General features: G+C 45.7%; 23 protein-coding genes and 1 tRNA gene. 12 read left to right on the forward strand and 12 right to left on the reverse strand.

All coding sequences use genetic code 11. The annotated features are described in order from the left end of the window. Positions 1-221 precede the first annotated feature (221 nt). Positions 222-1,151, forward strand: coding sequence for a carboxylating nicotinate-nucleotide diphosphorylase (gene nadC, locus AC2VDX_RS24200; RefSeq protein ID WP_378181363.1), 930 nt, complete (start codon positions 222-224; stop codon positions 1,149-1,151). Beyond that, positions 1,135-2,892 carry an arginine--tRNA ligase gene (gene argS, locus AC2VDX_RS24205; RefSeq protein WP_378181360.1) on the forward strand — a complete coding sequence of 586 codons (1,758 nt, stop codon included), beginning with the start codon at positions 1,135-1,137 and terminating at the stop codon, positions 2,890-2,892. The genes nadC and argS overlap by 17 nt, the downstream gene beginning before the upstream one ends. A 10-nt stretch (positions 2,893-2,902) precedes the next feature. Here the strand turns inward: argS and AC2VDX_RS24210 are convergent, their stop codons facing one another. Together AC2VDX_RS24210 and AC2VDX_RS24215 are read right to left on the reverse strand one after the other, a co-directional pair. Next, complete coding sequence (locus AC2VDX_RS24210) at positions 2,903-3,580, reverse strand: hypothetical protein (protein ID WP_378181357.1); 678 nt, start codon at positions 3,578-3,580, stop codon at positions 2,903-2,905. 199 nt (positions 3,581-3,779) lie between these two features. Continuing rightward, a complete protein-coding gene (locus AC2VDX_RS24215; RefSeq protein ID WP_486928254.1) occupies positions 3,780-4,127 on the reverse strand; it encodes a hypothetical protein in 348 nt (115 codons plus the stop codon). Positions 4,128-4,805: 678 nt separating this feature from the next. On the opposite strand from AC2VDX_RS24215, the gene AC2VDX_RS24220 reads away from it, so the two are divergent. Beyond that, entirely contained in the window at positions 4,806-5,990 is a 1,185-nt protein-coding gene (locus AC2VDX_RS24220) for an RNA-guided endonuclease InsQ/TnpB family protein (RefSeq protein ID WP_378181352.1), read from the forward strand. 26 nt (positions 5,991-6,016) lie between these two features. Continuing rightward, positions 6,017-6,436 carry a GNAT family N-acetyltransferase gene (locus AC2VDX_RS24225; protein WP_378181349.1) on the forward strand — a complete coding sequence of 140 codons (420 nt, stop codon included), beginning with the start codon at positions 6,017-6,019 and terminating at the stop codon, positions 6,434-6,436. Here the strand turns inward: AC2VDX_RS24225 and def are convergent, their stop codons facing one another. Then, positions 6,437-6,982, reverse strand: a complete 546-nt coding sequence (def, locus tag AC2VDX_RS24230) for a peptide deformylase (RefSeq protein WP_378181346.1) — start codon at positions 6,980-6,982, stop codon at positions 6,437-6,439. It lies immediately after the preceding gene. A gap of 81 nt (positions 6,983-7,063) precedes the next feature. On the opposite strand from def, the gene dnaA reads away from it, so the two are divergent. Both dnaA and dnaN read left to right on the forward strand, forming a co-directional pair. Continuing rightward, on the forward strand, positions 7,064-8,440 hold the full coding sequence (gene dnaA, locus AC2VDX_RS24235; RefSeq protein WP_378181343.1) for a chromosomal replication initiator protein DnaA: 1,377 nt from the start codon (positions 7,064-7,066) through the stop codon (positions 8,438-8,440). Between the two features lie 458 nt (positions 8,441-8,898). Beyond that, the gene (gene dnaN / locus AC2VDX_RS24240) at positions 8,899-10,071 is read left to right on the forward strand and encodes a DNA polymerase III subunit beta (protein WP_378181340.1); all 1,173 of its coding nucleotides are present in this window, start codon (positions 8,899-8,901) and stop codon (positions 10,069-10,071) included. On the opposite strand, the gene AC2VDX_RS24245 is transcribed toward dnaN, so the two are convergent. The 6 genes from AC2VDX_RS24245 to psbX all read right to left on the reverse strand — a co-directional run bounded on the left by AC2VDX_RS24245 (position 10,068) and on the right by psbX (position 14,935). After that, a complete protein-coding gene (locus tag AC2VDX_RS24245; protein ID WP_378181337.1) occupies positions 10,068-11,507 on the reverse strand; it encodes a trypsin-like peptidase domain-containing protein in 1,440 nt (479 codons plus the stop codon). The genes dnaN and AC2VDX_RS24245 overlap by 4 nt on opposite strands. Positions 11,508-11,636: 129 nt before the next feature. Next, entirely contained in the window at positions 11,637-12,122 is a 486-nt protein-coding gene (locus tag AC2VDX_RS24250) for a TolB family protein (protein ID WP_378181380.1), read from the reverse strand. 451 nt (positions 12,123-12,573) lie between these two features. Then, entirely contained in the window at positions 12,574-13,098 is a 525-nt protein-coding gene (locus AC2VDX_RS24255; RefSeq protein ID WP_378181335.1) for a TolB family protein, read from the reverse strand. A gap of 2 nt (positions 13,099-13,100) precedes the next feature. Then, complete coding sequence (locus AC2VDX_RS24260; RefSeq protein ID WP_378181332.1) at positions 13,101-13,658, reverse strand: TolB family protein; 558 nt, start codon at positions 13,656-13,658, stop codon at positions 13,101-13,103. Positions 13,659-13,758: 100 nt separating this feature from the next. After that, entirely contained in the window at positions 13,759-14,574 is an 816-nt protein-coding gene (locus AC2VDX_RS24265) for a Ycf66 family protein (RefSeq protein WP_378181329.1), read from the reverse strand. A gap of 241 nt (positions 14,575-14,815) precedes the next feature. Beyond that, positions 14,816-14,935, reverse strand: a complete 120-nt coding sequence (gene psbX, locus AC2VDX_RS24270; RefSeq protein WP_190410189.1) for a photosystem II reaction center X protein — start codon at positions 14,933-14,935, stop codon at positions 14,816-14,818. A gap of 242 nt (positions 14,936-15,177) precedes the next feature. Here psbX and AC2VDX_RS24275 point away from each other — a divergent pair, with 242 nt between their 5' ends. Next, a complete protein-coding gene (locus AC2VDX_RS24275) occupies positions 15,178-15,471 on the forward strand; it encodes a YggT family protein (RefSeq protein WP_378181326.1) in 294 nt (97 codons plus the stop codon). Between the two features lie 62 nt (positions 15,472-15,533). On the opposite strand, the gene accC is transcribed toward AC2VDX_RS24275, so the two are convergent. Next, complete coding sequence (accC, locus tag AC2VDX_RS24280; RefSeq protein WP_378181323.1) at positions 15,534-16,886, reverse strand: acetyl-CoA carboxylase biotin carboxylase subunit; 1,353 nt, start codon at positions 16,884-16,886, stop codon at positions 15,534-15,536. Between the two features lie 192 nt (positions 16,887-17,078). Here accC and AC2VDX_RS24285 point away from each other — a divergent pair. The 3 genes from AC2VDX_RS24285 to AC2VDX_RS24295 all read left to right on the forward strand — a co-directional run bounded on the left by AC2VDX_RS24285 (position 17,079) and on the right by AC2VDX_RS24295 (position 18,472). Further along, positions 17,079-17,159: transfer RNA gene (locus AC2VDX_RS24285), tRNA-Leu, on the forward strand. A 176-nt stretch (positions 17,160-17,335) separates the two neighbouring features. Next, the gene (locus AC2VDX_RS24290) at positions 17,336-17,959 is read left to right on the forward strand and encodes a chorismate lyase (RefSeq protein WP_378181320.1); all 624 of its coding nucleotides are present in this window, start codon (positions 17,336-17,338) and stop codon (positions 17,957-17,959) included. A 318-nt stretch (positions 17,960-18,277) separates the two neighbouring features. After that, complete coding sequence (locus AC2VDX_RS24295) at positions 18,278-18,472, forward strand: hypothetical protein (protein ID WP_486928255.1); 195 nt, start codon at positions 18,278-18,280, stop codon at positions 18,470-18,472. Positions 18,473-19,452: 980 nt separating this feature from the next. Here AC2VDX_RS24295 and purF read toward each other — a convergent pair. After that, a complete protein-coding gene (gene purF / locus AC2VDX_RS24300; RefSeq protein ID WP_378181314.1) occupies positions 19,453-20,946 on the reverse strand; it encodes an amidophosphoribosyltransferase in 1,494 nt (497 codons plus the stop codon). A 164-nt stretch (positions 20,947-21,110) separates the two neighbouring features. Then, the gene (gene purL, locus AC2VDX_RS24305) at positions 21,111-23,468 is read right to left on the reverse strand and encodes a phosphoribosylformylglycinamidine synthase subunit PurL (RefSeq protein WP_378181312.1); all 2,358 of its coding nucleotides are present in this window, start codon (positions 23,466-23,468) and stop codon (positions 21,111-21,113) included. Between the two features lie 39 nt (positions 23,469-23,507). Here purL and AC2VDX_RS24310 point away from each other — a divergent pair, with 39 nt between their 5' ends. Next, positions 23,508-23,660 (forward strand): hypothetical protein, encoded by a 153-nt coding sequence (locus tag AC2VDX_RS24310; RefSeq protein WP_378181309.1) that lies wholly within the window; start codon positions 23,508-23,510, stop codon positions 23,658-23,660. 507 nt (positions 23,661-24,167) lie between these two features. After that, the gene (locus AC2VDX_RS24315) at positions 24,168-26,990 is read left to right on the forward strand and encodes a hybrid sensor histidine kinase/response regulator (protein WP_378181306.1); all 2,823 of its coding nucleotides are present in this window, start codon (positions 24,168-24,170) and stop codon (positions 26,988-26,990) included. Positions 26,991-26,992 lie beyond the last annotated feature (2 nt).

Here is a 26,992-nt window from a genome sequence, read left to right on the forward strand (position 1 = left end):
CTTGGCTTTCAAACTATTATTTTTTCTAGGTTCGGTGCGCTTCGGTGTCGCTTCACTTTCGCTTGCTCTCCCGACCGCTTTATTAATGTAGCAACCTCTTACCAACTCTGTCAACTGTTTTGAAAAAAAAAATTTGTGCAGCTCAAAAACCGCTGCCAGAGAGCTATTTGGGCTAAGTTGTTTTTGGAAGGTTCTACAAAGGTAAGGAAAAAAGAGAAGTGGTGAGTCCAAGCGCTGTTCTACCCCTCTTAATCGTGTTAGACCCGCTGTTACGCAGCTGGTTGTTAGAGGATGTTGGGCGGGGCGATCGCACGACTCAAGGCTTGTTAAGCGGCGAAGTACGTGTTGGGCAAGCAGATTGGACTGCTAAAGAGGCAGGAGTAATTGCTGGATTGCCGATGGCTACCCGGATATTCCAGCTTTTGAGCGATAGTGTTAATTTTGTTCCTGTTGTCGCTGAAGGGGAACAGTGCCAGCGGGGGCAGTTGGTTGCTCAAATTCACGGTTCGCTAGATGCCCTGCTGCTTGGAGAACGAGTTGCCTTAAACCTAGCTATGCGTCTGAGTGGCATTGCTACACTCACCCGCAAGTACGTTAACCAAATTTCGGATTTGCCAGCTCAACTGGTGGATACCCGCAAAACTACTCCAGGGCTGAGAATATTAGAAAAGTATGCAACGCAGGTGGGAGGAGCGATTAACCACCGTATGGGGTTAGATGATGCAGTGATGATTAAGGATAATCACATTGCTGTGGCTGGAGGGATTGGAGAAGCGATCGCTCGTATCCGCTTGCATATGCCTTATCCCCTGACTATAGAAGTAGAAACCGAAACGCTGGCTCAAGTGGAAGAAGCCTTACAACATAGAGCCGATATCATCATGCTGGATAATATGCCGGTGGAGATGATGCGGCAGGCAGTGCAGATAATTCGCCACAGCAATGAGCGGATCAAGATTGAAGCATCGGGCAACATTACTATAGAAACTATTCGTGCCGTGGCTGAAACTGGCGTAGATTACATCTCCAGTAGCGCCCCGATTACTCGCTCAACATGGCTCGATTTGAGTATGAACATAGACGTTAGTACGATGGAGGAGAGAAGTATGCTGCCTGAGGTTTCGGGAAAACCCAATGAATTCTACCCTTGAACAACTTAAAAATAGATTTGAGCAGGCTTTAGTTGCCGCTTTTGGCAGTGACTATGCTGGGGTAGACCCAATGCTAGTGCCTGCTAGCAATCCCAAGTTTGGTGATTATCAGTCGAATGCGGCAATGTCCCTAACTAAACAGTTGGGTCAGCCGCCACGAGCGATCGCACAAAAAATCGTTGAGCATATAGATGTAACCAATATCTGCCAACCAATGGAAATCGCTGGTCCTGGTTTTATTAATTTCACCCTGAAACCAGAATATTTGGAAGCGCAGCTAGGTGCTATTCAGGTAGATTCCCAGTTGGGTGTCAGCAAGGCAAAAAATGCTCAGCGGGTAGTCGTGGATTTTTCTAGCCCTAATATTGCTAAAGAGATGCACGTTGGGCACTTGCGTTCAACGATCATAGGAGATTGTATTTCCCGAACTTTAGAATTTCGGGGTCACGATGTCTTGCGGCTGAATCATGTGGGCGACTGGGGAACGCAGTTCGGAATGCTTATTGCTTACTTACGGGAAGTTTGCCCAGAAGCTTTGACGACTGCTAATGCTATAGATTTGGGCGATTTAGTGGCTTTATACCGCAAAGCAAAACAGCGGTTTGATGAGGATGAGAAGTTTCAAGAAACTGCCCGACAAGAAGTAGTCAAGTTGCAAGCGGGTGACGAAGAGTCTCGGCGGGCATGGCAGCTGCTGTGCGAACAGTCCCGACGGGAGTTTCAGATGATCTACGATCGGCTTGATGTCCATCTAACAGAACGAGGAGAATCTTTCTATAACCCCTTGTTAGCAGGAGTGGTGAAAGACCTTGCCCAGTCGGGCTTGTTAGTGGAAGACAATGGGGCTAAATGCGTATTTCTGGAAGGGTTTACCAACAAAGAGGGTGAACCTTTGCCCATGATTGTCCAAAAGTCTGATGGAGGCTATAACTACGCCACTACTGATTTGGCAGCCTTACGCTACCGGATTGAACAAGATCGAGCCGATCGAATTATCTACGTTACAGATGCTGGACAGGCAAATCACTTTACTCAGGTGTTTCAGGTAGCGCAACGGGCTGGCTGGATTCCGGATAATTTAGAGTTGGTACACGTTCCCTTTGGTTTGGTGTTGGGGGAAGATGGAAAGAGGATAAAAACTCGCTTTGGAGAGGCGGTACGGTTGCGGGATTTGCTGGATGAAGCGATCGCGTCTGCCTGTGAAGACTTGGAAGCAAGACTCAAAGAAGAAGGGCGCAAGGAAACAGAAGAATTCATTGCCCACGTTGCTGAGATAGTTGGCATTAGTTGTGTCAAGTATGCCGACCTGAGCCAAAACCGGAACAGCAACTATATCTTCAACTCCAAGAAGATGGTAGCTCGAGAGGGCAACACAGCAACTTACTTACTCTATGCCTATGTCCGGATTCAGGGAATTAGCCGCAAAGGTGATATTGACTTTGAGAAATTGGGAGCAAATGCCAAAACTCTGTTGCAGGAAGAAACAGAACTTGTGCTAGCAAAGCATTTATTACAACTGAGCGAAATTGTTAGTGACGTTGAACAAGATTTGCTGCCCAATCGCCTTTGTCAATATCTATTTGAACTGAGTCAGAAGTTTAATCAATTCTACGACCAGTGTCAGGTGCTTAAAGCCGATGAACCTCAGCGAACATCTCGATTAGTTCTATGCGATTTGACTGCGCGAACTCTGAAGCTGGGATTATCGTTGCTTGGGATTTCCGTACTAGAGCGGATGTAAGCGGTTCGGTCTAGAGGCTGGTTGACTGACAAAACTCAAGAATCAAAGCTGTAAGATTTGATGGTAAATTCTCGATCCAATTGCTTTTGTGTTTGTTTTTTGACGCAGATGCAGGCTCTGGATCAATTCTGCCAGACAAGAAAATGGTTGGAAATAATTGCCATTCCTGATGCAAAACACCCTTGAGCCAATTCCAACCGATTCTCAGGTAGCTATTGCCCCGTTGCCAGTGAGCATCTACCCAACGACGTTTTCCCGCCGCAACCACCTCAATACCTTGTACCGTCAAAAGCAAGGTTGCCACTGCCATCACCAAGCATAGACGGGACAGGGCAGGGGCAGAGCGAAGTTCAGAACGTTCGAGTTGAAAGCCATTCGATTTTTCGTCAAGCAGTTCTTCTTCAATTTGAAAGCGTTCGCCATACTCAAAAAAGGTTTGTAGTGTCGTGGTTTGGTCGGAGACAACCATCCACAATTGCCGACTCAGAGGGTCGCGTGCCAAAGCCAGATGGAGGTGTTCGAGGGAATGGGTTTTAGTCAAACTGACGTTTTGGAGAAGCACGACTTCACCCAACGCCAGGTGATATTGGTTGAGTTGTATCCACCCATTGCGACACGAGTGAATCCAACTATTACTCTTGACTCGAATCCGAAAATGCCAGTGCAATTCATCTCGCAAATACTTCATTAATGTTGTGTCCGCAAAGCCTCGGTCTGCCAGAAAACACACTGAACTCCCAGGAGGCACTATACGAGCGGCTCGTTTCAACATCGCCTGATACATCTCAAAGCGCACACTGCTACTGCCATGTCGTATTACGCGCCTGCGCCAGGGGCACTGCCCGTCCTCGGTATTGTACCGAGAGGCGAATCAGACAGTACTCATTCTAGAGCATGGACGTATCTTCAATCAGGGTGATCTCTGAAACTCCCCATCCACTCAAGGCAGTTTGAATCAGACCACTATAGAGTCGTTGCACGTTGATGCGAGGATTATGAAACCACCGACTGAAGCGTCGTTGATGACTTTGAGCAAAAACGGCGCGAGTTTTCACATAAATCGTCCATTTGGTTAAGTTAATACATTCGCTACAGACTAAGCCAATCACCATCCAAATCAGCGTTTGTAAATGTCGCTGGTCTGCCCAAGTCATGGATTGACCTAACAAGGTGTGTAGTTGATGATAGAGTTGGGAGGTTTTCATCGGTTCCTGTGGTTGTGTGGTAACTTTCACAATAAACCGGAAATGCCCTTCTACCAAGGGTTGAACCTCCCTTTTCTTGCAGTTTTGTCAGTCAACCAGGTCTAGAGGTTTAGGAACCATGATCGAGTGTCAAAAAATGACAAAGGAGTTGTTGCGCGATGCCTTTGCGTTATTAGGTGAATTCCTTAGCTTCAAACAGAATTCATCTCACACTCCCCTGAGTACAGGGTGAGGTGTGAGATGAATTCTGGGCAATGAGGAAGTGACCAACGAGCGATATTGAACGCAGTTCAATCAGAAATGTTGGTCGGTGACGAATTGCCAGCCTCAAGTTTAAGGGAATCAATAAAGTCTTCTAGTATCTGAGTCATAGTTTTATCTTTTTGTGCTGAGTATAACCGTAGCTTATTTAACCTACGTTCAGAAATCCGCAAATTCAATGTTTTTGTTTTCATTAAGTAACTACAGCGCCAGTACGTTTATGTTACTATATAAGGAGGTCGAATCAAAAAAAATAAAGGCTCTTCATTACTTGGTATGCTAAAAAGTTGATCCCAAAACTTGAAAGGCTTACCTAGCAAGGTATAACAATTTTGGACTGTATTTTCTATTTAATAAACGCTAAATTGGCTTAAATTTATGGCTAGTATAGCTTGTGGCGCTTCTTGACTATAATTTAGCATACCAACTACGGAAGAGCCAAAATAAATGCGAATCTCATACCAGTACAAAATCAAGCCTAATAAAGAACAATCTGACAAAATTGATAAAACGCTCGAAATGCTACGGTATCAGTATAATTATTTGCTAGCTCAAAGATTTGATTGGTATGAGATGAATCGCTGTTCGATTGATAGATGTTCGTTAATCTGTCATTTACCCGAACTAAAAGACCAACCCAATTATTACAACCAAAAATCATCCCTAACTCAACTGAAAGCAGACCGCCCTTGGTATAAAGATATTCATTCTCAAGTGCTTCAAGAAGTACCTAAAAAGGTTGAGATAACTTTCGATAGATGGTTGAAAGGTGATGCTAACGGTAAAAAATCAGGTAGACCTAGATTCAAAGGCGCTGGACAATACAAGACTTTTACGTATCCACAATTTAAAAAACATCATTTTGCCAATAATAAAATTACTCTCTCAAAAATAGGGGACGTAAAAGTAATTGTTCATCGTCAAATACCTGACGGCTTTGATATTAAGACTGTATCTGTTACCAAAAAAGCAGATGGTTATTATGTTACTCTAAGCCTTGACGATCAAACAGTTCCAACTATCAAGCATGATTTTGATGCTGATAATATTGTTGGTATTGATGTAGGGTTGATAGATTTTTATGTCGCTTCTGACAATACCCGAATTGCAGCACCAAAATATTTACGCAAAGCTGAATGCAAGTTAAAGTCAGCACAGCGCCGTGTTTCTCGTAGAAAAAAAGGTTCTAATCGCCGCAAAAAAGCAATTAAAAAGCTAGGAATTCAACATAAAAAAGTTGCTGATACTAGGAAAGACTTCCACTTTAAAACGGTTAAATCACTACTTGACGAATACGATGTGATATCTGTTGAAAAGTTGAATATAAAAGGACTCGCTAAATCAAGATTGGCAAAAAGTGTGAATGATGCTGGATGGGGACAATTCATGTCAATACTAACAGCCAAAGCCGAAAATGCTGGGTTGTGTGTAGTAGAAGTACTTCCATTCGGCACAAGCCTTGAATGCTCAAGCTGTGGTCACAAGGTCAAAAAGCCGCTATCTCAAAGAATGCACAACTGTCCTGTATGTCAAATCAGTTTGTGTCGGGATTTAAACGCGGCTATAAACATAAAGAACCGTGGGGCACACGGTCTTAAAGCTCAGTCAATGTCTTCAATGAAGAGTCTCTGAGCAGCCTACACTCTATCGGTACTCCGATGAGTGTAGGAGATGTTACTCAAGACGAATATTATCTTGACAGTAGCCGAACCTATGGTGATGGTGGGAGTATAGCTCTACAAAATGCCCTTGAGCTATTTTTGCAGCGCCCAGAGCTTGGACTTGTATGGATGGCTTATGATAGCAATAAACCCGTGGGCATCTGTGTAGTCTGCTTCGCTATTTCTACTTCGATAGGGGCAGTAGTTGCCAAGCTAGATGATGTATTTGTGGCAACAGGTAGGCAAAATCAGGGAATTGGCTCGATACTGCTCGCTTCCCTCAAGAAGGAATTACGCCAGTTGGGTGTTCGGCGCATTGATACCAGCGTTCATTTTCAAAACAACCAGGCACGTCATTTTTACAGTAAACACAATTTCTGTTCTTTAAGTGAGGAACGCTTGTCGTGTTTACTGTAATCAAAGGGCATCTGGAGCTTTTTGAATAATTCGGTTCTGATATTCCTGTTCGGTCATCATATCGTGCGTACTCTGTAAACGATCTACAAACACGATGCCATCTAGATGATCGGATTCATGTTGAAAGATCCGGGCGACAAAATCTGTTAATTGTTGGCGATGCAATTTGCCATCCCGACTGGTGTATTCAACTTCAATCGCCTGATACCTGGGAACCAACCCTCGAATCCCTGGAATGCTGAGGCAACCTTCCCAGCCTTTCACCACCTCCTCAGAGTGGGCAATGATGCGAGGATTTATTATGGCGGTTGGTTCCATCTCAGGGGCGGTGGGATACCGGGGATTAGGACGAGATGCCATGATGAACAAGCGATAAGATTGAGCTACCTGGGGTGCTGCAATGCCAACGCCGCTTGCTTGAGCAACGGTTGTAATTAGGTCATTAATCAGTTTTTGGATCTGTTCAGAGCGCACATTTTCGATAGTCTGAGCCGATTGGCGCAGGATGGGATTGCCGAGTTGAGTGATTGGCAGGATTTCAGTCATAGTTGGGAGAAGTTGAAAGAAGCGATCGCTCTTCACAAGAATGGATAATACTATGCATGCACAAAGCGGTAGAGGTGAGCCGTGGATATTACTCTTGAACAGCTCTGGAGTCAGGTGCTGGAGCGTCTACAGCTACAACTGAGCCGTCCCACCTTTGAAACTTGGATCAAAACTGCCAGCGCTCAAGAGCTGGAAAATAACTGCTTGGTGATTTGCACACCCAACCCGTTTGCCCGGAATTGGTTGCAGAAATATTACATCAAAACAATTGCTGATGTCGTACAAGATATTCTGGGACAGCCGGTGGAAATTCACATCACGGTTGCCAAAGGAAATGAAGTCTCTAGCGCTGGTGATGCCGAAATCTCCTGGTCGCTGCCGATAGAAACCAGTATTGCAGAAATTACGCCGAACCAGCGTCCCAGACCGACCGAATTAAATCTTAAATACGTTTTTTCACGCTTTGTTGTCGGTTCTAATAATCGGATGGCTCATGCAGCTTCTTTAGCTGTGGCAGAATCTCCGGGACGTGAGTTTAATCCATTGTTTTTGTGTGGGGGTGTTGGGCTAGGAAAGACTCACTTAATGCAAGCAATCGGGCATTACCGTTTAGAAATTCACCCGGATTCTAAAATATTTTACGTTTCTACCGAACAGTTTACAAATGACTTGATTGCAGCGATTCGTAAAGACAGTATGCAACGGTTTCGAGAACATTATCGAGCTGCCGATGTACTGTTAGTGGATGACATTCAATTTCTTGAAGGAAAGGAATACACTCAAGAAGAATTTTTTCATACTTTTAATACTTTACACGAAGCTGGAAAGCAAGTAGTAATAGCTTCCGATCGCCCTCCTAATCAGATTCCCCGGCTGCAAGAACGCCTTTGTTCCCGCTTTTCTATGGGGTTAATTGCCGATATCCAGCGCCCAGATTTAGAAACACGGATGGCAATTTTGCAAAAAAAGGCAGAATATGAAAATATGCGATTACCGCGAGATGTTATTGAATATATAGCGACTAATTATACTTCAAATATTCGGGAATTGGAGGGCGCTTTAATTCGGGCTGTGGCTTATATTTCGATTTCTGGTTTACCGATGACTGTCGGGAATATTGCCCCAGTTTTGAATCCGCCTGCGGAAAAAGTAGCGGCTTCTCCAGAGGCGGTAATGATGGCGATCGCAGAAACCTTTGATGTTCCAATTGAAGATTTAAAAAGTAATTCTCGCCGTCGGGAAATTAGCTGGGCGCGACAAATTGGTATGTATTTAATGCGTCAGCACACGGATCTGAGTTTACCCAGGATTGGTGAGGAATTTGGGGGTAAAGATCACACCACAGTAATGTATAGCTGCGAGAAAATTACTCAGTTGAAGGATAGCAATCCCGATGTGGCTAGAACGCTACGCCAACTCAGCGATCGCATTAATATGCTGTGCAAGAAGCCAAAATAAATCCTGATCCTTCTCTAACAGCCAGCCAGTACCCTTTAACTTAAGTTTTCTGAAACTAATTGTAAAGAATGATTAACGTCCGGAAAGGTTGTGGAAAACTCCTAATTTTCTGTGGAAAAGCTTGTGGTAAAGCCGTGAAAAACTTTGTGTCTTCAGGGGAAAACGATCGCAAGTATAAATACCTTGTAGGAAAATAACTCCTTTTTTCCACAAAGTTTCCACAATTCATTAAGCTCTAAAACATATACAGGAAATTCATTTGACAACTTTTTCCACATTTTCCACAGCCCCTACTACGATTCTTTTAAAATTAATTAAAACAGTAGTAGTTTTCGCCAAGGTAGGTAAGCAGGGGAATCTGGATTGCTGAGGACAAGGGTGCTACGATCTCTTTCTGTGCCAAAAGTACCGCGCTCTCTCGCGTTCGGTTGGCTGAACAACTCCAAGGTTGAACTTCTATGAAACTGGTTTGCACCCAAAACGATCTCAGTACCAACCTTTCTCTGGTCAGCCGAGCAGTGCCATCGCGCCCGACACATCCTGTCCTCGCAAATGTCAAGCTGGAAGCTAACAAAAAAACTCAGCTTGTCAGTTTGACGGCATTCGATCTCAGCCTTGGCATTCAGACCAGCTTTCCCGCACAAGTGGAAGAGGAAGGTTTTCTCACGTTACCCGCGAAGCTGTTAAACGATATTGTTTCCCGTCTAGCAGAGGGAGAAATTACTTTAGAGGATAAAGGGGAGGAAGCCACGAGCGAAGGGATTATTGCCACGCTGACTTCTGCCTCTGGGCGTTATAAAGTCCGGGGAATGGGAGCCGAAGAATTTCCAGAACTGCCAGTCATTGAAAATGGCGAAGCTGCTCAATTGCCTGCCGCCGCATTAATTGAGGGCTTGCGGGGTTCCTTATTTGCCACCAGTCCGGACGAAACGAAGCAGGTTCTCACGGGCATCCATTTAACAGTCAAGCCAGAATACTTAGAATTTGCCGCTACCGATGGTCATCGTTTATCGGTTGTCGAAACGACTAACCAAAGTCAAACGGATGAAGAACCCTCTGAGGCGATTAGTCAGACAGCTCCGTTAGAAGTCACGATTCCAGCGCGGGCACTGCGAGAACTGGAACGAATCTTAGGGATGCGCCAGTCGGCGGAAGCGATCGCTCTCCATCTTGACCAAGGGCAGGTCGTATTTGAGTTAGCAGATCAACGTTTGACTAGCCGCACCCTAGAAGGGCAATATCCCGCATATCGTCAGTTGATTCCGCAACAATTTGAGCGGCAGGTGACAATCGATCGGCGTCAGCTGCTCAATGCATTAGAACGAATTGCCGTGCTAGCTGACCAAAAAAATAATCTTGTCAAATTCACGATAGACAGCACCAACCAGCAGGTTGCCTTATCAGTGGAAGCACAGGATGTCGGTAGCGGACGCGAATCTCTACCTGCACAAATATCAGGAAAGGATCTAGAGATTGCCTTCAACATCACCTATCTCAGGGATGGACTGAAGGCGCTGCAATCCTCCGAGATTCAAATACAGATGAATACAGGGAATAGTCCGGTGATTCTGACACCGCTTGGAGGTCTAAAAATGACTTACTTAGTGATGCCAGTGCAGATTCGCGCTTAACGAATTGTTAAGAGATAGCGACCTCGACCGCGCGGATTTGAGGCGGTGGCGATCGCACGATAAACGCCTGTTCGGGGTAAAGTCACACTCAGCTGAGAATTGGGATTGCTGCGGCTGATGTTATCATTCTCAGCAATCTTCCGGTCATTTTGATCGACCAAAATCAGATAAGTATCAAAATCAGGACTGGCAAGGGCGATTGTCACAGGCTGACCGGCACGACCTTGAAAGGAATATTCCTGGAACAAACTACCATCAGAAAGCACCTTGGCACCCCGACCCAGAATGCCAGCTTGCCGCATAAGCAAGCGATTTTGGGAAGTTTGATAGCGATCGCTCGCAGCGGTTGCCATTGCTCGAAGACGGTAAGCACCCGCTTGTCTTCCCTCAGAGGAATTGGCAATGATTAAATAAGTGCCACTTGCAGGCAGTGTCGCCACAAGGCTGGCGTTTCCCCTACCGCCCCCATCATCGTCTTGGGCAACTTCATTGCCATTGGGACCAAGCAGAATTAAGTAGGAGTCAATCTGCTGACTAGCCATATCAACTTTGACTCGCTGACCGGCTCTCCCCTGAAAGGTGTAAAGGTCAAAATAGCTGTTATCAGCTTGTAAAACATTGTCACCACTGCTAAGGGTGGCATTGATAACGGCACCATTTAGGGCGATGGATTTAGGTGGTTGTCTTCCAGAAGCGGGTTGTTGCCGTTGAGCGGTTGTAGGGGCGCGTCCTTGGCGCACTGCGGTCAGGAACGGCTGCACCCGGTCTACAGAAATCGCAAATCCGATGCCAATGTTTCCCGCACTCTGACCGCTGGTAAAAATGGCAGTATTGACGCCAATCAATTCTCCCTGGCTATTGAGAAGGGGACCGCCGGAATTGCCTGGGTTGATGGCTGCATCGGTTTGGATCAAGCCGCGCTGTTGGTCAATCCGACTGACAATGCCAACGGTGAAAGTTCCCTGAAATCGACCGAAAGGGTTCCCAATCGCAAACGCCCGCTGACCGACTTGTACGGAGTTTGCAGGAGCGATCGCTACGGTAGGTAGATTGTTCTGTCCTCGGATTTTCACAACTGCTAAGTCGAGACTATTGTTAGCAAAAGCAACAATATCGGCTGGAAGTCTTCTGCCATCTGAGAGAATAACGGTGACAGTTTGGCGACCGTTTGCCACAACGTGAGCATTAGTCAACACCAGACCGTCTCGGCTAATGATGCTACCGCTGCCACTGCCGTCACCAGCCTGGATGGATACCACCGCTGGACTGGCGCGTTTATAAACCTGAATATTTGTTTGTTCTTCAGCGTCTTGGGCAACAGCGATATTTGGCTGTTGCCAGTTAAAGGGAGCGATCGCGTCGATGGCATTAGCACCAATGGCAGCTGTGGCTGCGATGATGCCCGAAGTGGCAATACGCAGAACTTTGGTACTCATTATGTTAATTTTTTTAAGCTTTTTTGACTGGTCTAGCATATTTAGCAGCGATCGCTCTTAGGCGAAGCTGTTTCTATAGAAGAAGCGGATGCCGCGCTCGTGCGGGATCTCGCTAATTTCATTGATCTTCTACTGTTGTAAAGAGCCTGAATTTGTCGCTGAAGTTCCTCTTTCTACAGTTGCAATATGCCATTGCCCTAGCTGGCTAGTTTCAAACGCGACGTAGCGACCATCGCCGGAAATAGTAGGATGGCGTACCGAGCCTCGGATGCTGCTGGTGAGCAGTTCGGAGCGTTGAGTTTGACGGTCGTAGACAAAGATATCCGTCTTGCCTCGCTCGCTAGAAACATAAGCAATAAATCGACCATCCGCACTCAAAGCAGGTTGATCCTGTCTGGAGTCGCGACGATTGATATTGGGGAGATCGACGAGACGGCGTTGCTGCAAGTCGTAGAGGAAAATGTCTCGATTGTTATTGCGGTCAGAAGCAAAGGCGAGATAGCGACCGTCACTGCTGTAGGCGGGATGTTCGTCGGGCGTCTGGCTGTTGATACCGCCAGTGAGTATTTGCGGCGGGTTGAATAGCTGGGTGTCAAGACAACCAGTCATCCCCATTGTTAATAAAATTGTCAGCCAGCGCCAGTTAATTAGCCATTTCATATCACTTGCGCCTAAATACCTGATGACTGTAACTGCGAAGCGCGACTACACGAACCAAGCCCGCCTGTACAAGCTAAAAATATCACCTGATTCGCCAAAGTTGCGGATTAGAATAAGCGAGTAAGTAGATGGATATAACTATTTGTAGGATGGGTAGAGCGACTAAGCCAGGACTTACGCAAAGCTTATACATATAGCGTTCTTGTCGGTTCAATCCCCTTGTGGTTGCCCAAGAGATGTGGTGATATTTGCGTAAGTCCTGTAAGCGTTACCCATCAAACCCCTGTCATGCGTTGGGTAACGTTGCCTCAACCATTCCCTACATCAGATGTGCGAGTTTAATTATGTCTACCTACTTATTTATTTTTTCTCAGTACTTGTTACACACTACTTAGCACTTTTATCCTCAAGGAGGTGCTGGAAGATTCAGCGGTTGTCCAGAGCGGTCGATAACCACAATATCCCACTGACCATTTTCACTAGATTCAAAGGCAATCATCCTGCCATCGGCGCTAATCGTTGGATTTCGCACTTCTGCTTGCACGTTTTCCGCGAGATTCCTTAACTGGCGAGTTTCGCGGTCATAGAGGTAGATTCCCGACCGACCCTGACGACTTGCAGCAAAGACAATGTAACGACCATCAGCGGAAACAGCCGGGTGAGATGCGATCGCATCCAGGGAATTTAATCCTGGCAAATCAATTAAACGCCGATCCACCGTGTCGAAAAGATAAACATCCTGACTGCTGCGCCGGTCAGAAATCAGGACGATGTACCGACTGGCAATTTGAGGATTGATGTCAGAGGCTGGGCTATTTAAACTTCGCCCTCCTGAATCAAAGGGAAAACTCACGAGACGACCTGAGCCAGTACAACTACTCAATAAACTGGCTAAAGCAACAAATACTGATAGAACAAGGTTACGTTTCACGCTCAGGGAGAGGCAGATGGGCTGCCATCGGGGATATCTAACTCAATATTAGACCCCCGGTCTAGCACCTCTATGTCCCACTGACCGCGACTGCCGCTTTCAAAGGCAATATAGCGACCATCTGGACTAATACTAGGATTTCGCACCCAACCGCGATAGCCCATCGTGAGAATTTGCGAAGATTTGGTGCTGCGGTCGTAAAGTTCCACTTCCGGGCGTCCTTGGTCGCTGGCAATGTAGACAATGTAACGACCGTTCTGACTGAGACTGGGATTTTCGGCGATCGCGTCTTGTCGGTTCAAGCGCGGTACATCTACAAACTGCCGCTGTTGCAAGTCATACAGCCAAATCTGTCGGCTGCCATTGCGGTTAGAAACAAAGGCAAGCAACCGACCATTGCCACTCAAAGCCGGTTGCTCATCTGTATAACGACTGTTGAGGGCAACTGGCCCTGTTGAGCGATTGACTGGGGTACAGGCGACGACTAACCCAGCCATGCTAAACCAGATTCCCCATTTGACCCAGGTATGGATTCCCAGACCGCACGTCAATCTTTTCACATCAAAGTTGCATTGTTGCTTGCAAAAGTAACCCGACCCAATGAACCAGCCGCGTCTCATAAAACGCGGGGCGGACACGAAGACAACGCCCTTACCAGACTCATTCTTGGTCAAAATTGCTGGAGTTGTCCCCTTCGTCTTCCGGGTAGTCTATCGGTTTGTAGTCCACATAGTCGGTTGGGGTTGCTTCTACATCCTCCCGATTCTCCCGATTGGGCGATCGCTCCGACGATTCTCCTCTAGGTGGACGACTTCTTCTTGGCTTGGCGGCAGTCTCTGGATCTCGGCTGGGTGGACGAGTCGAGCTGGGACGGCTACTGCGAGGCGGTTTTTCCTCCCATGTGTCTGAGACTTCCCAATTGTCAGGCTGTTCGGTTGGGCGAGTTTCTGTTGGACGGGGACGAGGCTTGCGAGGGCGATCTCCTTGCCCCAGTTTTTCAGAATTACTATTACTGCGACTGGATGGACGGCGACGCGGTTCATCCTCGTAAGTTTCTACCGTCCGGCTATTGCGAGATTCTTGCGTTCCCCGAATCCGGCGTCTCGGCGGTTCCTCATCCATCGGTTCGAGTTGATCCAACTCGGCTCGATACACGCGGCTTACGGGGCGCTCTTCGTCCACAATTTGCGTATTCCGCTTTGCTACCTCCGTCGCCACTCCCCGCATCCGAATACTTTCAAATGCAAAAAAGATAGCAGAGCCGGTCAACAGAAACTGACCGAATTGCAAAATCGGATCGAGTCGCCATCCCTGAAATAAAAGAATGAAGCCGCACAAGAGACCAACCGCTGCAAAAAAGATATCGTGGTCTCGCGCTAGCTCTGGACGCACGGTACGCAAAAAGTACAGTGCTGCCCCTGCCACTGCCAGAAAAATACCCAGAAGACTGGCTGAGTTAAGCCCGAAGTTTACCATTGCTGTTTTCCCAAGACAAATCTATGTTAACGAGTTAACCGCAGAAATTGGTACGCAGGTTGGGAATTTTAATTCTAAGTATCCTGGGTCAGCAGGAGAATGAGCGGGCAGAAACTGGCGCGGCTGCGATTCGCATCAGCTCTTCTCCCTCTAACATATAAAACCTCAGTTTTTTTAGATCGAGCAACTAATTTAATAATTACTCTCTCGATAAACTGAGGTTTCCGGCTATTCCGGCAATCTAGGAACGTTGGATTTTATCCTTTTGACTAATAAAGATCAGCGCCACTGTGGCTGGGATGACAACAATTACAGCACCCCAGAGCAGACTATAGAGAAAATTCGCTAATGAAGGCGTCATTTTTTTTGGCTCTCTTTGACAACGATTTCTTTTGATCAATTTTAACGATATGTTATGAACTTGAGAAGCCTATTCCTCGCTTCATTTTGTTGCTAGTCTCTTTATACCTCTGTAGCAGTCTGGCTGAATAGGATTCAGCGCCATGCTGCGTTAGAATAATGAGAGATTTGGTTACAAAACTTTAACTATTGTGCCTTGCCACGCCAGTTGCATGACACTGGAAATTTCTTGATTGAGAACCAATGGACGCTGTTTCGCTTGCTAGCTGGATTCTTGGCCCGCTTGTGGGCTTGATGACTTTGTTGTTTATCTTTCGGATTGTCCTTACCTGGTATCCCCAGATAGACCTAAATCGCCTTCCCTTTAACTTGATTGCTTGGCCTACAGAACCCTTTTTAGTGCCATTGCGGAAAATTGTGCCGCCTATCGGTGGTGTGGACATTACGCCAATCATTTGGGTGGGGATCTTTAGCCTACTGCGAGAGATCCTCTTGGGTCAGCAAGGACTGCTGACGATGTTTGCTCATACTCATTAAAGCGCTTTGGAGGTTAGTAGGAGCGGGTAGCGGAAAAAAATTACCGATTCCCCACTCCTTACTTATTGCTGCGACTGCATTAACTGCTCAACAAAATTGGTATAAACCTCGCCTTGTAAAAACTCCGGTGTCTCCATAATTTTTTGATGTAAACCAATGGTCGTGGGTAAACCCGTGATGGCGCATTCCCGCAGTGCCCGTTTCATCCGCTTAATTGCGGTAGGGCGATCGCTACCCCAGACAATTAATTTGCCAATCAAAGAGTCGTAGTAGGCCGGAATTTCGTAATCCGTGTAGACATGGGAATCCATACGCACACCAAAGCCACCGGGGGGCAGATAGCCGCTGATCCGCCCCGGATGAGGGCGGAAGTTGTGGTCGGGATCTTCCGCATTGATTCGACATTCAATGGCATGACCTCGGAGAACTACCCCATCTTGAGTCAGCGACAATTTCTCACCTTGAGCAATGCGGATTTGTTCGGCAATCAAGTCTAAGCCAGTGATCATTTCTGTCACCGGGTGTTCGACTTGAATCCGAGTGTTCATTTCCATGAAGTAAAATTGCCCAGAGGGTGCAAGCAGAAACTCCACAGTCCCGGCACCCGTGTAGTTGATAGACTTAGCAGCCATGACAGCAGCAGTGCCCATTTTTTGGCGCAGTTCTGAACTGAGAACTGGACTGGGGGCTTCTTCCAGTAACTTTTGATGACGCCGTTGGATAGAGCAATCGCGTTCACCCAGGTGAATCACGTTGCCGTAGTTATCGGCTAAGATTTGAAACTCGATGTGGCGAGGACGCTCGATAAATTTTTCTAGATAGACGCCAGGATTGCCAAATGCGGCTTCAGCTTCTCCCTGTGCAGCTTGGAAGAGCTTGCCGAGTTCGCTTTCTTCCCGCACCAAACGCATTCCTCGCCCTCCACCTCCAGCGGTGGCTTTGATCATGACGGGATAGCCGATTTCATCAGCGATCGCTAATGCTTCCCGATCGGACATTAATATCCCATCACTTCCCGGCACTGTAGGCACACCCGCCCGTTGCATAGTTTCTTTAGCGGTGGATTTGTCCCCCATTGCCCGAATCGCTTCCGGCGTCGGACCAATGAAAGAAATCTGGTGAGCCGCGCAGATTTCCGCAAATCTGGCATTTTCTGCCAAAAAACCATAGCCCGGATGAATAGCGATCGCGTTGCGCGTCAAAGCTGCCGCAATAATATTGGGAATATTCAGATAACTTTTGATACTGGGGGGTTCACCAATGCAAACGGCTTCGTCAGCCAGTTGCACATGAAGGGCGTGTCGATCGATCGTCGAGTGAACTGCAACAGTCGCAATCCCCATTTCTTCACAGGTACGGAGAATGCGGAGAGCAATTTCCCCTCGGTTAGCAATTAAAATCTTTGAAAAACGCATCTTCTAGTTTTTAGAGAAATGGGGTAGCGCAAGGAACAATCATTATTATTTCAGGATGTTGCCTTCAGTATCAGTACAGTATATAGATCGCATCACCTCGTATCGGCACAGTTGTCGATGCTGATTAAAAGTCTTGTTTCTTCAAAAAAGAACGAAATTGCCCAAAAGATGCTACGATAGGTATATCTGCAAGCGGATGTGGCGGAATTGGTATACGCGCACGTTTGAGGGGCGTGTGGCTTTGCCTTGCGAGTTCGAGTCTCGCCATCCGCATTATTTTCTCTTATTTTCTCAGTTCTCAGTGCTGTAAGCGCATCAGTGCGTAGTACGCCCTGATTTCTGAAATGGCACAAAAACTTAACTCACCACTCAATTTTTTTGCTGGAATAGGTTTCCGGCAAGAAATTGTTTATGATTTTATATAAGAAAATGAAGTTTTGTAAAGAGCGTTGACTTCAACTGTTATACCTACAAACAGCATTACCCTACCAAGAGCTTGGTATGCTCTCAGTCCGCTTTGGCAGGGAGGCGAAGAAGTGGTGCAGCAAGGACTGCCTCACACACAACTAGCACCAGCATGGCAGATGCTTTTACTGGGAGATGGCTCCCCTACCCGTCATCTACAGCTTTTGACGGGTGAACCAACCGAAGTAGATGTAATTGATATGTCGCCTGTTGGCATGGATGCTGATGCGGCACCCAATCAAATCCAGGCTGTACCGGGACCCAGGTTGCGACGACAGGTATGGCTGCGTACCACCTCCGGTCAGCGGCTGGCTTACGCGACTTCCTGGTGGGAAGCCAGCCATGTAGATGAGTATTTACAAAACCGTTCTTTGCCAATTTGGGCAAGTTTGGCTCGCCTGCGTACCGAGTTGTATCGGGATGTCCAGGGAATTTACTATGGTCAGTCAGATGCTTTAGAATCTGCTTTTGGACAAACAGGACCATTCTGGGGGCGTCATTACCTATTTTGGCATCATGGGCGTCCCCTGACGCTGATTTATGAAGTTTTTTCACCCTATTTGACAAACTACTTGGGGCCAATGCAGCCTGTGAATCCGGGGAATTAAGTAGACGGACTTAATATATTTTGTAGGATGGGTAGGAGCGAAACTCATCAAACCCTTGTCAATGTTGGGTTGAGTACCAATCGCCCAACCTACAAAATGACAGGGTTTAATTCAGTTGTTCTACTTAGCAAGAAGTTACAAATTTGCATAGCAAAGTCAAACAGCAAAGTTCCAATTATGGTAAGCAATTGGAACTTTGCTGTTTCTCTTAATACTAGAGAATTTTGGAGTTAGTTACTACACCCCGGATTAGGATTATTTAAACATAGCCAAGTTCCTTTGGCAGCCCTGATCATTTCAGCAGAAGACGACTGACTATTGCTACCTGTACTAGGAGACGATGGGGTAGTGTTTCTTTCCATAGGAGACGATGGGGTAGTCATTCCATCTGTAGGAGACGATGGAGTAGTCATTCCATCTGTAGGAGACGATGGAGTAGTCATTCCATCTGTAGGAGACGATGGAGTAGTCGTTCCATCTGTGGGAGACTGCTCATTTACTGACGGCATCTGAGCGTATACTTTTTGGCTGTTTACAATCGAGCCAGTGGCATTACTGAAAAATTGATTAGAGTCACTACTACTAGAGTTAATTTGTGCCCAGGCGGGAAAATTCATAAAAACACTAGCGCTAACAACTCCCATCAGACTAATCAGCTTTTTAATTGAGTTTTTTGACGAGTGTGCGTTCATCAGTATCTCCTTGTTTTTTAGCGAAAAGAGTTTCAGTTTCTTGGTTAATTCAGTGTTTTATTTTGTCAGACTCGGCTCTGTTAGCTCAATTCAAAGTTGAGAGGCTTCACTTAGAAATCGAACTGAGACTGAGTAAAGCCAGAGACATTTTTATCCTTCCGTTTTACCCAAGAGTCATGGAGTTTCTTAGTTAAATCTCATCGGTTAAGAGTAGCTTTCTTAATTTTTTGGTTCGTCCACCTAAAGGGTTATCTAAAGTTAAATTATTTTCAGTCTATAGGTATAGGTATAAAATAGTACAAGTTGCTATGAACTGCAAATTTGCTTCTATTTCTTATTTTATTGAGGATTTAAATACTTTAATATAGCAATCCTATTTTAGTTGTGAGATGCCAGCGGTTCAGCTCCCCGACTTCGTAAGAGTTGCCCTAGGATCTTGCCTTCACGAATCATTTAGGACTGCTATATCATTTAGCTTTATGTTTATAACAAATAAATCCCTTAATAATTCCTACAATTTTGGGTTGTCACAAATGTGGGATCGCCTAATCAATTAGAATTGGAAAAATTCTGGTAAATCTAACCCCTAATTTTCTTTCCTTATACAATTCAGTCTTTTGAATGCCCTATTTTTCGCTTCTCAGAGTAACATAAGAGCGATACTATCCCCTAACCCCCTTAAAAAAAGGGGAAATAGACAGAGCTGTTGCAGACATAAAGTGAAATAGTATTACACGGGAAAGATGTCTAGACATCTTTCCCGTGTAAGTTTTTCAAATTCATTTAACCACTGACAAAAAGTTAACAGCTAGCTGCTTTTTCCAACATCAGCTTAGAACGCTTAACTTGCTCTGGAACTGGGATGGGGTAGTCGCCAGTAAAGCAAGCAGAACAAAAATTGTTAGGGTCTTCGCCGGTAGTTTTCAACATTCCATCGCGACTGAGATAAGCTAGCGAGTCTACACCAATTTGCTCGGCAATTTCTTCGACTGAGTTTGTTGCCGCAATCAACTGATCCTGGCTGTCAGTGTCAATGCCATAAAAGCAGGGATGAGTTACCGGCGGAGAGGAAATTCGCATATGAACCTCGGTGGCACCGGCATCTCGGAGGGCTTTGACAAGTTTGCGGCTGGTCGTTCCTCGCACGATGGAGTCATCAACAATGATCACTCGTTTCCCAGTCAGCACATCTTTAAGAGGATTGAGTTTCATCTTGATGCCAGACTCTCGCATTGTCTGAGTCGGCTGGATGAAAGTGCGACCGACATAGCGATTTTTAATCAATCCCTCGGCGTAAGGAATGCTGGATGCTTGGGAAAACCCAATTGCGGCGGGAATGCCGGAATCGGGTACACCAATAACTACATCGGCATCCGCTGGAGATTCGTGGGCGAGTTGCCGTCCTAAGCGCAGCCGGTAGCTATAGAGACTCTCGTCATGCATGACGCTATCCGGACGAGCAAAGTAAATCATTTCAAAGATGCATAGTTTCCGTTTGGGTTGTTCTGCCCAGAAGAAGGAAGCCATACCTTCTTCGGTAATCCAAACTAACTCGCCCGGTTCAACATCCCGCAGGTACTCAGCACCAATAATATCTAAGCCACAAGTTTCTGATGCGAGGACATAGCGCTGGGGGTTAGTGTTTAAAGTGCCAATCACTAAGGGACGAATGCCATTGGGGTCGCGGGCACCCATCAAGCCGTCTGGTGTTCCAATTGCCAGACTAAAGGCTCCTTCGCATTGCCGAAAGGCTCGGATAGCTCCTTCTAACCAGTCTTTGCCTGCGTTAATTTCTTCGGCGATCGCAAAGGCAATCATCTCAGAATCCGTCGTAGTGATTAGGTTACAGTCGCGTCGCAGCAACTCTTCCCGCAGTTTCCCAGTATTGACTAAATTACCATTGTGTGTAAGCGCAAGGGTTCCCAACCGAGTCTCAACAAGTGCTGGCTGAGCATTGACAACGCGGCTGGAACCCGTCGTGGAGTAACGGGTATGACCAACTGCCATGTCACCTGGTAGCTGGTTCAAGATGGATTCATTGAAGACTTGGGAAACCAAGCCCATCTCTTTGTGTAGATGAACCTGCTTGCCTTCAAAAGTGGCAATACCAGCAGATTCCTGACCCCGGTGCTGTAAGGCATACAAACCAAAATAGGTCAGTTTTGCCACATCTTCACCTGGTGCATAAACGCCAAAAACGCCACAAGCTTCCTCTGGCTTATCAGGTCGCTGGACATTCAAGTTGTTAGACTCATCTGAAGACTCATCACTAGCAAAGGGATGGTTGGGAATCATGTGCGAACTTGGCTCCTACTTATTGAGGCAGAGAAAACTAACTGGGCTTAGTAATTCTTAATAATCTCATAACAAAGCATTAATGTCGCTAACCGAAGACATAGACCAGGAATTTAGGGTCTGTCTGGGTGAGCGATTTAGGGAAGGAAATTGGGGGAGATTGGCTAAATGGTTAAACGGCGTTGGATAGCATAGTGATAAGCGTCGCCCATTTTCTTTATGCTAACGTCAATTAAAGCTTGGCTTTGAGCCGTAAAAACCCGTAACTCGCTGTCCGGTTTTCCGACGCGACCCATTTTTTCCCAGCAATCCTCCAGTTGCTCCTTTAAATAGGATTCCCAAATTGCTTGGTGTTCTTGCACTACAGAAACTAAAATTCGCGCTCCTCCCTCGCCAAAAAAGATGGAATCCCAACGTAAAGAGGGTTTTGGGGGAAGTTCCAAGTAAATTTCGGCTCCTAAGTTGCTAGTGATGCAAGCTTCCGAGAGAGCGATCGCTACTCCTCCCTCAGCACAATCGTGAGCTGAGCGAATCCAGCCTTGACGAATTCCTTCCCGACAAGCAGCTTGTACCCGACGTTCCAAATCAAAATCTACGATGGGCGGTTTACCGGCGACAATGCCATGAATTGCTGACAAATACTCGGAGGCACCTAACGTGACTCCCTCTGGTGAATCCAACCGTCGTCCCAGTAAATAAATTAAATCTCCCTCAGCTTGCCAAGCTTGGCTGCAAACTCGCGTAATGTCAGGAATTAACCCCACCATCCCCACCACGGGCGTCGGATAAATTGGCTGGGGATTCCCGTCGGCGTCCACTGTTTCGTTGTAGAGAGACACGTTGCCGCCAGTCACAGGCGTTCCCAATTCCCGGCAGGCTTCCGCGATTCCCCGACAAGCATTTGCCAGTTGCCAGTAACCCACCGGCTTTTCTGGACTCCCGAAATTTAGGTTATCCGTTACCGCTAGAGGTTCGGCTCCCACACAACTGAGATTACGAGCCGCTTCTGCGACGACTGCCTTGGCTCCCTCATAGGGGTCAAGATAGACGTAGCGAGCATTGCAATCGACTGTGGCAGCAACCCCCTTATTGTTCCCCTCGTTAACCGGGTGATTTGGGGAGGGTTCCAGCGGACGCACCCTCACTACTGCTGCATCTGCGCCACCTGGAACAATGACAGTATTGTTTTGCACCTGATGGTCGTACTGACGATAAACCCAACGCTTAGAGGCAATTGTGGGAGTATCTAATAAAGTCAAGAGAATCTCATTCCAGGTGAGAGAACGATCTTGAATTTCAATGCCAGCGCTGGTAAAACTTGGAAGGCGATCGCTTGTCCACTCCCAAGCTAGACGCGCATACTCTGGCGCTTGGGTCAACAATTCCCGGTGATAAATTGGCGTATTATCCGCCAAAGCCGTTGCTGGAATTTCTGCCGCCACGCCGCCTTGGAACAGAATCCGTACAATCGGCTCTTCAATAACTGTGCCTGCAACGACAGCGTGCAAACCCCAGCGGTGGAAAATATCAATCAACTCCTGTTCGCGCCCCTTGTAAGCAACAAACAGCATCCGTTCCTGAGATTCAGATAGTAAATATTCATAAGGCACCATCCCCGTTTCCCGCACTGGAATTTTGTCTAAATCCAGTTCAATCCCGACGCCGCCTTTAGCCGCCATTTCTGACGTGGAACAGGTAATGCCAGCTGCGCCCATATCCTGTGCTGCTACCACTGCACCAGTTTTAAACGCTTCTAGGCAAGCTTCAATGAGGGATTTTTCTAAAAAAGGGTCGCCAACTTGTACCGCTGGACGGTCATCCATCGACTGATCGCTGAGTTCCGCACTGGCAAAACTCGCCCCGCCCATGCCATCTCGCCCAGTCGTAGAACCCACATACAGCACTGGATTGCCAATCCCTACTGCTCCAGATGTGACAATTTCCGGAGTTTCCATCAATCCCAGTGCCATTACATTTACTAAGGGATTCTCCGAATAAGCTGGATCAAAATAGACCTCACCGCCCACTGTGGGTACTCCCACACAATTACCATAATGTGAGATTCCCGATACCACGCCACTGAACAATCGCCGCGTCTTGGCATCTTCCAGAGAACCAAAGCGGAGGGAGTTTAACAAGGCGATGGGACGCGCACCCATTGTAAAGATATCCCGGAGAATACCGCCTACTCCCGTCGCAGCTCCTTGAAATGGTTCGACAGCTGAGGGGTGATTGTGAGATTCAATTTTAAATGCTAGTTGCAGTCCGTCGCCCAAGTCTACAACACCAGCATTTTCTCCTGGCCCGACGAGAATGCGATCGCCCTGTGTCGGAAACTGCTTCAGCAATGGTCGTGAGTTCTTATAGCAGCAATGCTCCGACCACATGACGCCAAACATTCCCAACTCAGCTTTATTAGGATGACGCCCTAGCCGTTGGACAATTTCTACGTATTCTTCTGGCTTTAGACCTTCAGCAGCAATTTCTTCAGGGGTAAACGGGGCGGATGAACTTGTAGACATAGAACCCTTGCACGAACGGCACAGGAGTTCATTTTATCTATGATTGTCCTGTTTCGGGTTGCAGCAGCTGATTTCTCACCTATTTATTTTATTCCCGAAATTCCCGCGCTGATGCCGTCACGCCTAGAGTTTGACATTGCTCAAGTGACTCGCCAATTCTGGCAGATGGAAAGACGCGATCGCCTTCTCTGAAAACTTGCTTCAGCAGCGATCGTGAATTTTTGAATTAACTATCTTTAACTTGCCGAAATAATTAATGTTTATAATAGGATTTTTAAAATAAAAAACTGATAATAATACTCTCTAATAAAGTTTTTTTGTTCATCAAATTATCTTATCTTTTGACTTGTATTTTATGAAAAATCTTGGCTCTTAACGTGTAAATAAAACGGTAATCATTGATATTATTTTTGAGTAAATATAATTAGCGAAGATAAATTGCCAGTTCCATCCCAATAAATTAGAAATAATAAAAAAGTTCTAAACCACCCTACAAGTCAGTATTTTCTTCCATTCTGCTGTATCTTTGGTTACAACCTATAAATTTCCTAAGATTAAGTTTGGTTGAATAGCTACGCAATCAACCCAGCTAACGTACAAGATAAGGAAATAGAAAGTTTTTTTATTTCTTGCCTTGTATTACCTAAAGGCGAACGGCTGTTGGTATCAAAACTATATAGGCATTAAAACGAATTTACTATGACGCGAGTAACAAGCGATCGCCAAATTTCAAAAAATAAGCGAAAAATCCCGCTACGCCTCGTCTTAGTAGTGCCATTTGTCTTCCAAATCTTTACCGCTGTGGGTCTAACGGGGTGGCTCTCGCTACGCAACGGGCAAAAAGCCGTCAACGATGTCACCACCCAACTACGGAGTGAAATTACTGCCCGTATCAAACAGCACCTAGATACCTACTTAGAAACACCTCATATCGTCAATGCCATCAGTGTCGATGCCATTCGTCGCTTCCAAATGTGGAATCCAAACGACATGAGTCCTATGAGAAGCTACTTCTTTTGGCAGCTTAAGCAATTTCCCACAGTAAATTACATTAGCTTCGGAGGAGAGAAAAAAGAATATGCCGGTGCTGGATATAAGGATGATGGTTCCACAGTTATTGAAATTACTGATAAATCTACTAACTTCGTCAATACAATCGTTACCGTAGATAGCGAAGGCAAGCCGACTCAGCTCAAGGAAACCCACCCAAACTACGACCCTCGAAACAGACCTTGGTATAAAGCCGCACGGGTTGCAAACAAACCCCATTGGAATAAAATTTACCAATATTATATTCAACCGAGCCTAGGAATCTCCGCAAGCAAGCCCGTATACGACAAAACAGGCACTTTCCGGGGAGTTGTAGTTACCGATTTATTTCTGTCAAAAATCAGTAGTTTCCTGCAAACTTTAAAAATCGGTCGGACAGGAAAGACATTCATAATAGAACGCTCTGGACTGATAGTAGCTTCTTCTACCTCCGAGAAGCCATTTCTAAACAGCTCGGATGGCAAAGAAGCGAAACGGCTTAACGCAATTGAAAGTTCTGTACCCTTGATTCGCTTTACAGCACAACATTTAACAAAACGCTTCGGCAACCTTAACAAAATTAGCAGCAACCAGCAATTTGACTTTAAGCTGAATGGTCAGCGAGAATTCGTGCAAGTTATGCCCTTCCAAGATGGTCGAGGTCTGGATTGGCTAATTGTGGTGGTTGTTCCAGAAGCCGACTTCATGGAGCAAATCAATGCCAACACTCGTACTACTATCCTGCTGTGTCTGGGGGCATTGATACTAGCTACCCTTCTGGGAATCTTCACCTCTCGTTGGATTACTCGTCCCATTCTTCGTTTAAGCGAGGCTTCTAAGACTTTAGCAATGCAGGCTGTAACAGCGAATTTTGCCAGCAGTCAATTAGAGCAAAAAGTGGAAGTCAAAGGCTTGGGTGAACTGGAAACTCTGGCTCACTCTTTCAACCAAATGGCACAGCAGTTGCGAGAATCCTTTATAGCTTTAGAAAAAACAAACGAGAAGCTAGAAATCCGAGTCGAAGAAAGGACAGCCGAACTCAAAGAAGCAAAAGAAGCCGCTGAGATTGCCAACCGAGCTAAAAGTGAATTTCTTGCCAATATGAGTCACGAACTCCGCACTCCCCTCAACGGCATTCTGGGGTATGCTCAAATCTTGAAACGCGATAAAGATGCCAGCTTCAAACAACTCGATGGCGTCAGTATTATTTATCAGTGTGGCTCCCACCTACTGACATTAATTAACGATATTTTAGACTTTTCCAAAATTGAAGCTAGGAAAATGGAACTCTATCCGAAAGATTTTTATTTTCCTTCTTTTATTTTAGGCGTTATAGAAATTTGCCGCATCCGCGCCGAACAAAAAGAAATTTCTTTTACTTATCAAGCTTTAAATCAACTTCCTACTGCTATTCATGCTGATGATAAACGACTCCGACAAGTTTTGATTAACCTCTTGGGCAATGCTATCAAATTTACAGATAAGGGTAGTGTAAATTTCCAAATAGGGGTAATAGATAAGGGATCGGAGTCTAACCAATTAGCCTTTACCAAGATTCGTTTCCAAATTGAAGATACTGGTGTTGGGATGACTTCAGAGCAGTTAAAAAAGATATTTCTGCCATTTGAGCAAGTGGGAGATAAAAATCGCCATCCAGAAGGCACCGGCTTAGGATTATCGATTAGTCAGGAAATTATTCAGATGATGGGAGGCGAACTAAAAGTCGAGAGTAGTTTAGGTAAAGGTAGTATTTTTTGGATAGACTTAGATTTGCTTAAAACATCTCAATCTATTGAAAAACCTTCTGTTATTTCAGCAAAAAATATTATTTGCTTTAAAGGTGAAAGGCGCAAAATTATGATCGTAGATGACCGATGGGAAAATCGCTCATTTCTAGTTAATTTATTAGAGCCAATAGGATTTGAGGTAATCCAGGCTGAAAACGGAAAAGAAGGGTTAGAGAAAGCTGTTGAATTTAAACCCGATCTGATTATTACAGACTTATTAATGCCAGTTATGGATGGCTTTGAAATGTCTCGACGCCTCCGAGAGTCAACAGAATTAAGAAATGTAATTTTGATTGCTTCCTCTGCTAGTGTATTTGAATTGGATCGGCAAAATAGTCTGGAAGCTGGCTGTAACGGATTTATTGCAAAACCAATTATACTTGAAGATTTATTTGAGAAATTACAAATTTACTTAAAATTAGAATGGATTTATGAAGAAGCTGACAATTTAGAAAATCACAATCAGCAAGATGATTTTAATAATTTTCAAGATTCCGAATTTGTAGCACCGCCATCCGAAGAACTTGTCACGCTTTATCATGCTGCTCGAATCGGTGATATCGAAGGTATTGAACAGGAAGCGACTAGAATAAAGCAATTGGATAAAAAATATTTTTTCTTTGCTAATCAACTGCTGCAACTAGCGGAACTATTTGAAGAAAAAGAAATACTAAATATTGTCAAACGATATTATTTAGAGGTGTAAGA

The organism is Coleofasciculus sp. H7-1, from assembly GCF_057473865.1.

What these genes read in the sequence shown, in the direction of transcription:
- argS (WP_378181360.1), top strand. Translation starts at nt 1,135, where the DNA reads ATGAATTCTACCCTTGAACAACTTAAAAATAGATTTGAGCAGGCTTTA.
- AC2VDX_RS24210 (WP_378181357.1), bottom strand. Translation starts at nt 3,580, where the DNA reads ATGAAGTATTTGCGAGATGAATTGCACTGGCATTTTCGGATTCGAGTC.
- AC2VDX_RS24220 (WP_378181352.1), top strand. Translation starts at nt 4,806, where the DNA reads ATGCGAATCTCATACCAGTACAAAATCAAGCCTAATAAAGAACAATCT.
- AC2VDX_RS24225 (WP_378181349.1), top strand. Translation starts at nt 6,017, where the DNA reads ATGAGTGTAGGAGATGTTACTCAAGACGAATATTATCTTGACAGTAGC.
- def (WP_378181346.1), bottom strand. Translation starts at nt 6,982, where the DNA reads ATGACTGAAATCCTGCCAATCACTCAACTCGGCAATCCCATCCTGCGC.
- dnaN (WP_378181340.1), top strand. Translation starts at nt 8,899, where the DNA reads ATGAAACTGGTTTGCACCCAAAACGATCTCAGTACCAACCTTTCTCTG.
- AC2VDX_RS24245 (WP_378181337.1), bottom strand. Translation starts at nt 11,507, where the DNA reads ATGAGTACCAAAGTTCTGCGTATTGCCACTTCGGGCATCATCGCAGCC.
- AC2VDX_RS24250 (WP_378181380.1), bottom strand. Translation starts at nt 12,122, where the DNA reads ATGGGGATGACTGGTTGTCTTGACACCCAGCTATTCAACCCGCCGCAA.
- AC2VDX_RS24265 (WP_378181329.1), bottom strand. Translation starts at nt 14,574, where the DNA reads ATGGTAAACTTCGGGCTTAACTCAGCCAGTCTTCTGGGTATTTTTCTG.
- psbX (WP_190410189.1), bottom strand. Translation starts at nt 14,935, where the DNA reads ATGACGCCTTCATTAGCGAATTTTCTCTATAGTCTGCTCTGGGGTGCT.
- AC2VDX_RS24275 (WP_378181326.1), top strand. Translation starts at nt 15,178, where the DNA reads ATGGACGCTGTTTCGCTTGCTAGCTGGATTCTTGGCCCGCTTGTGGGC.
- accC (WP_378181323.1), bottom strand. Translation starts at nt 16,886, where the DNA reads ATGCGTTTTTCAAAGATTTTAATTGCTAACCGAGGGGAAATTGCTCTC.
- purF (WP_378181314.1), bottom strand. Translation starts at nt 20,946, where the DNA reads ATGATTCCCAACCATCCCTTTGCTAGTGATGAGTCTTCAGATGAGTCT.
- purL (WP_378181312.1), bottom strand. Translation starts at nt 23,468, where the DNA reads ATGTCTACAAGTTCATCCGCCCCGTTTACCCCTGAAGAAATTGCTGCT.
- AC2VDX_RS24310 (WP_378181309.1), top strand. Translation starts at nt 23,508, where the DNA reads ATGATTGTCCTGTTTCGGGTTGCAGCAGCTGATTTCTCACCTATTTAT.
- AC2VDX_RS24315 (WP_378181306.1), top strand. Translation starts at nt 24,168, where the DNA reads ATGACGCGAGTAACAAGCGATCGCCAAATTTCAAAAAATAAGCGAAAA.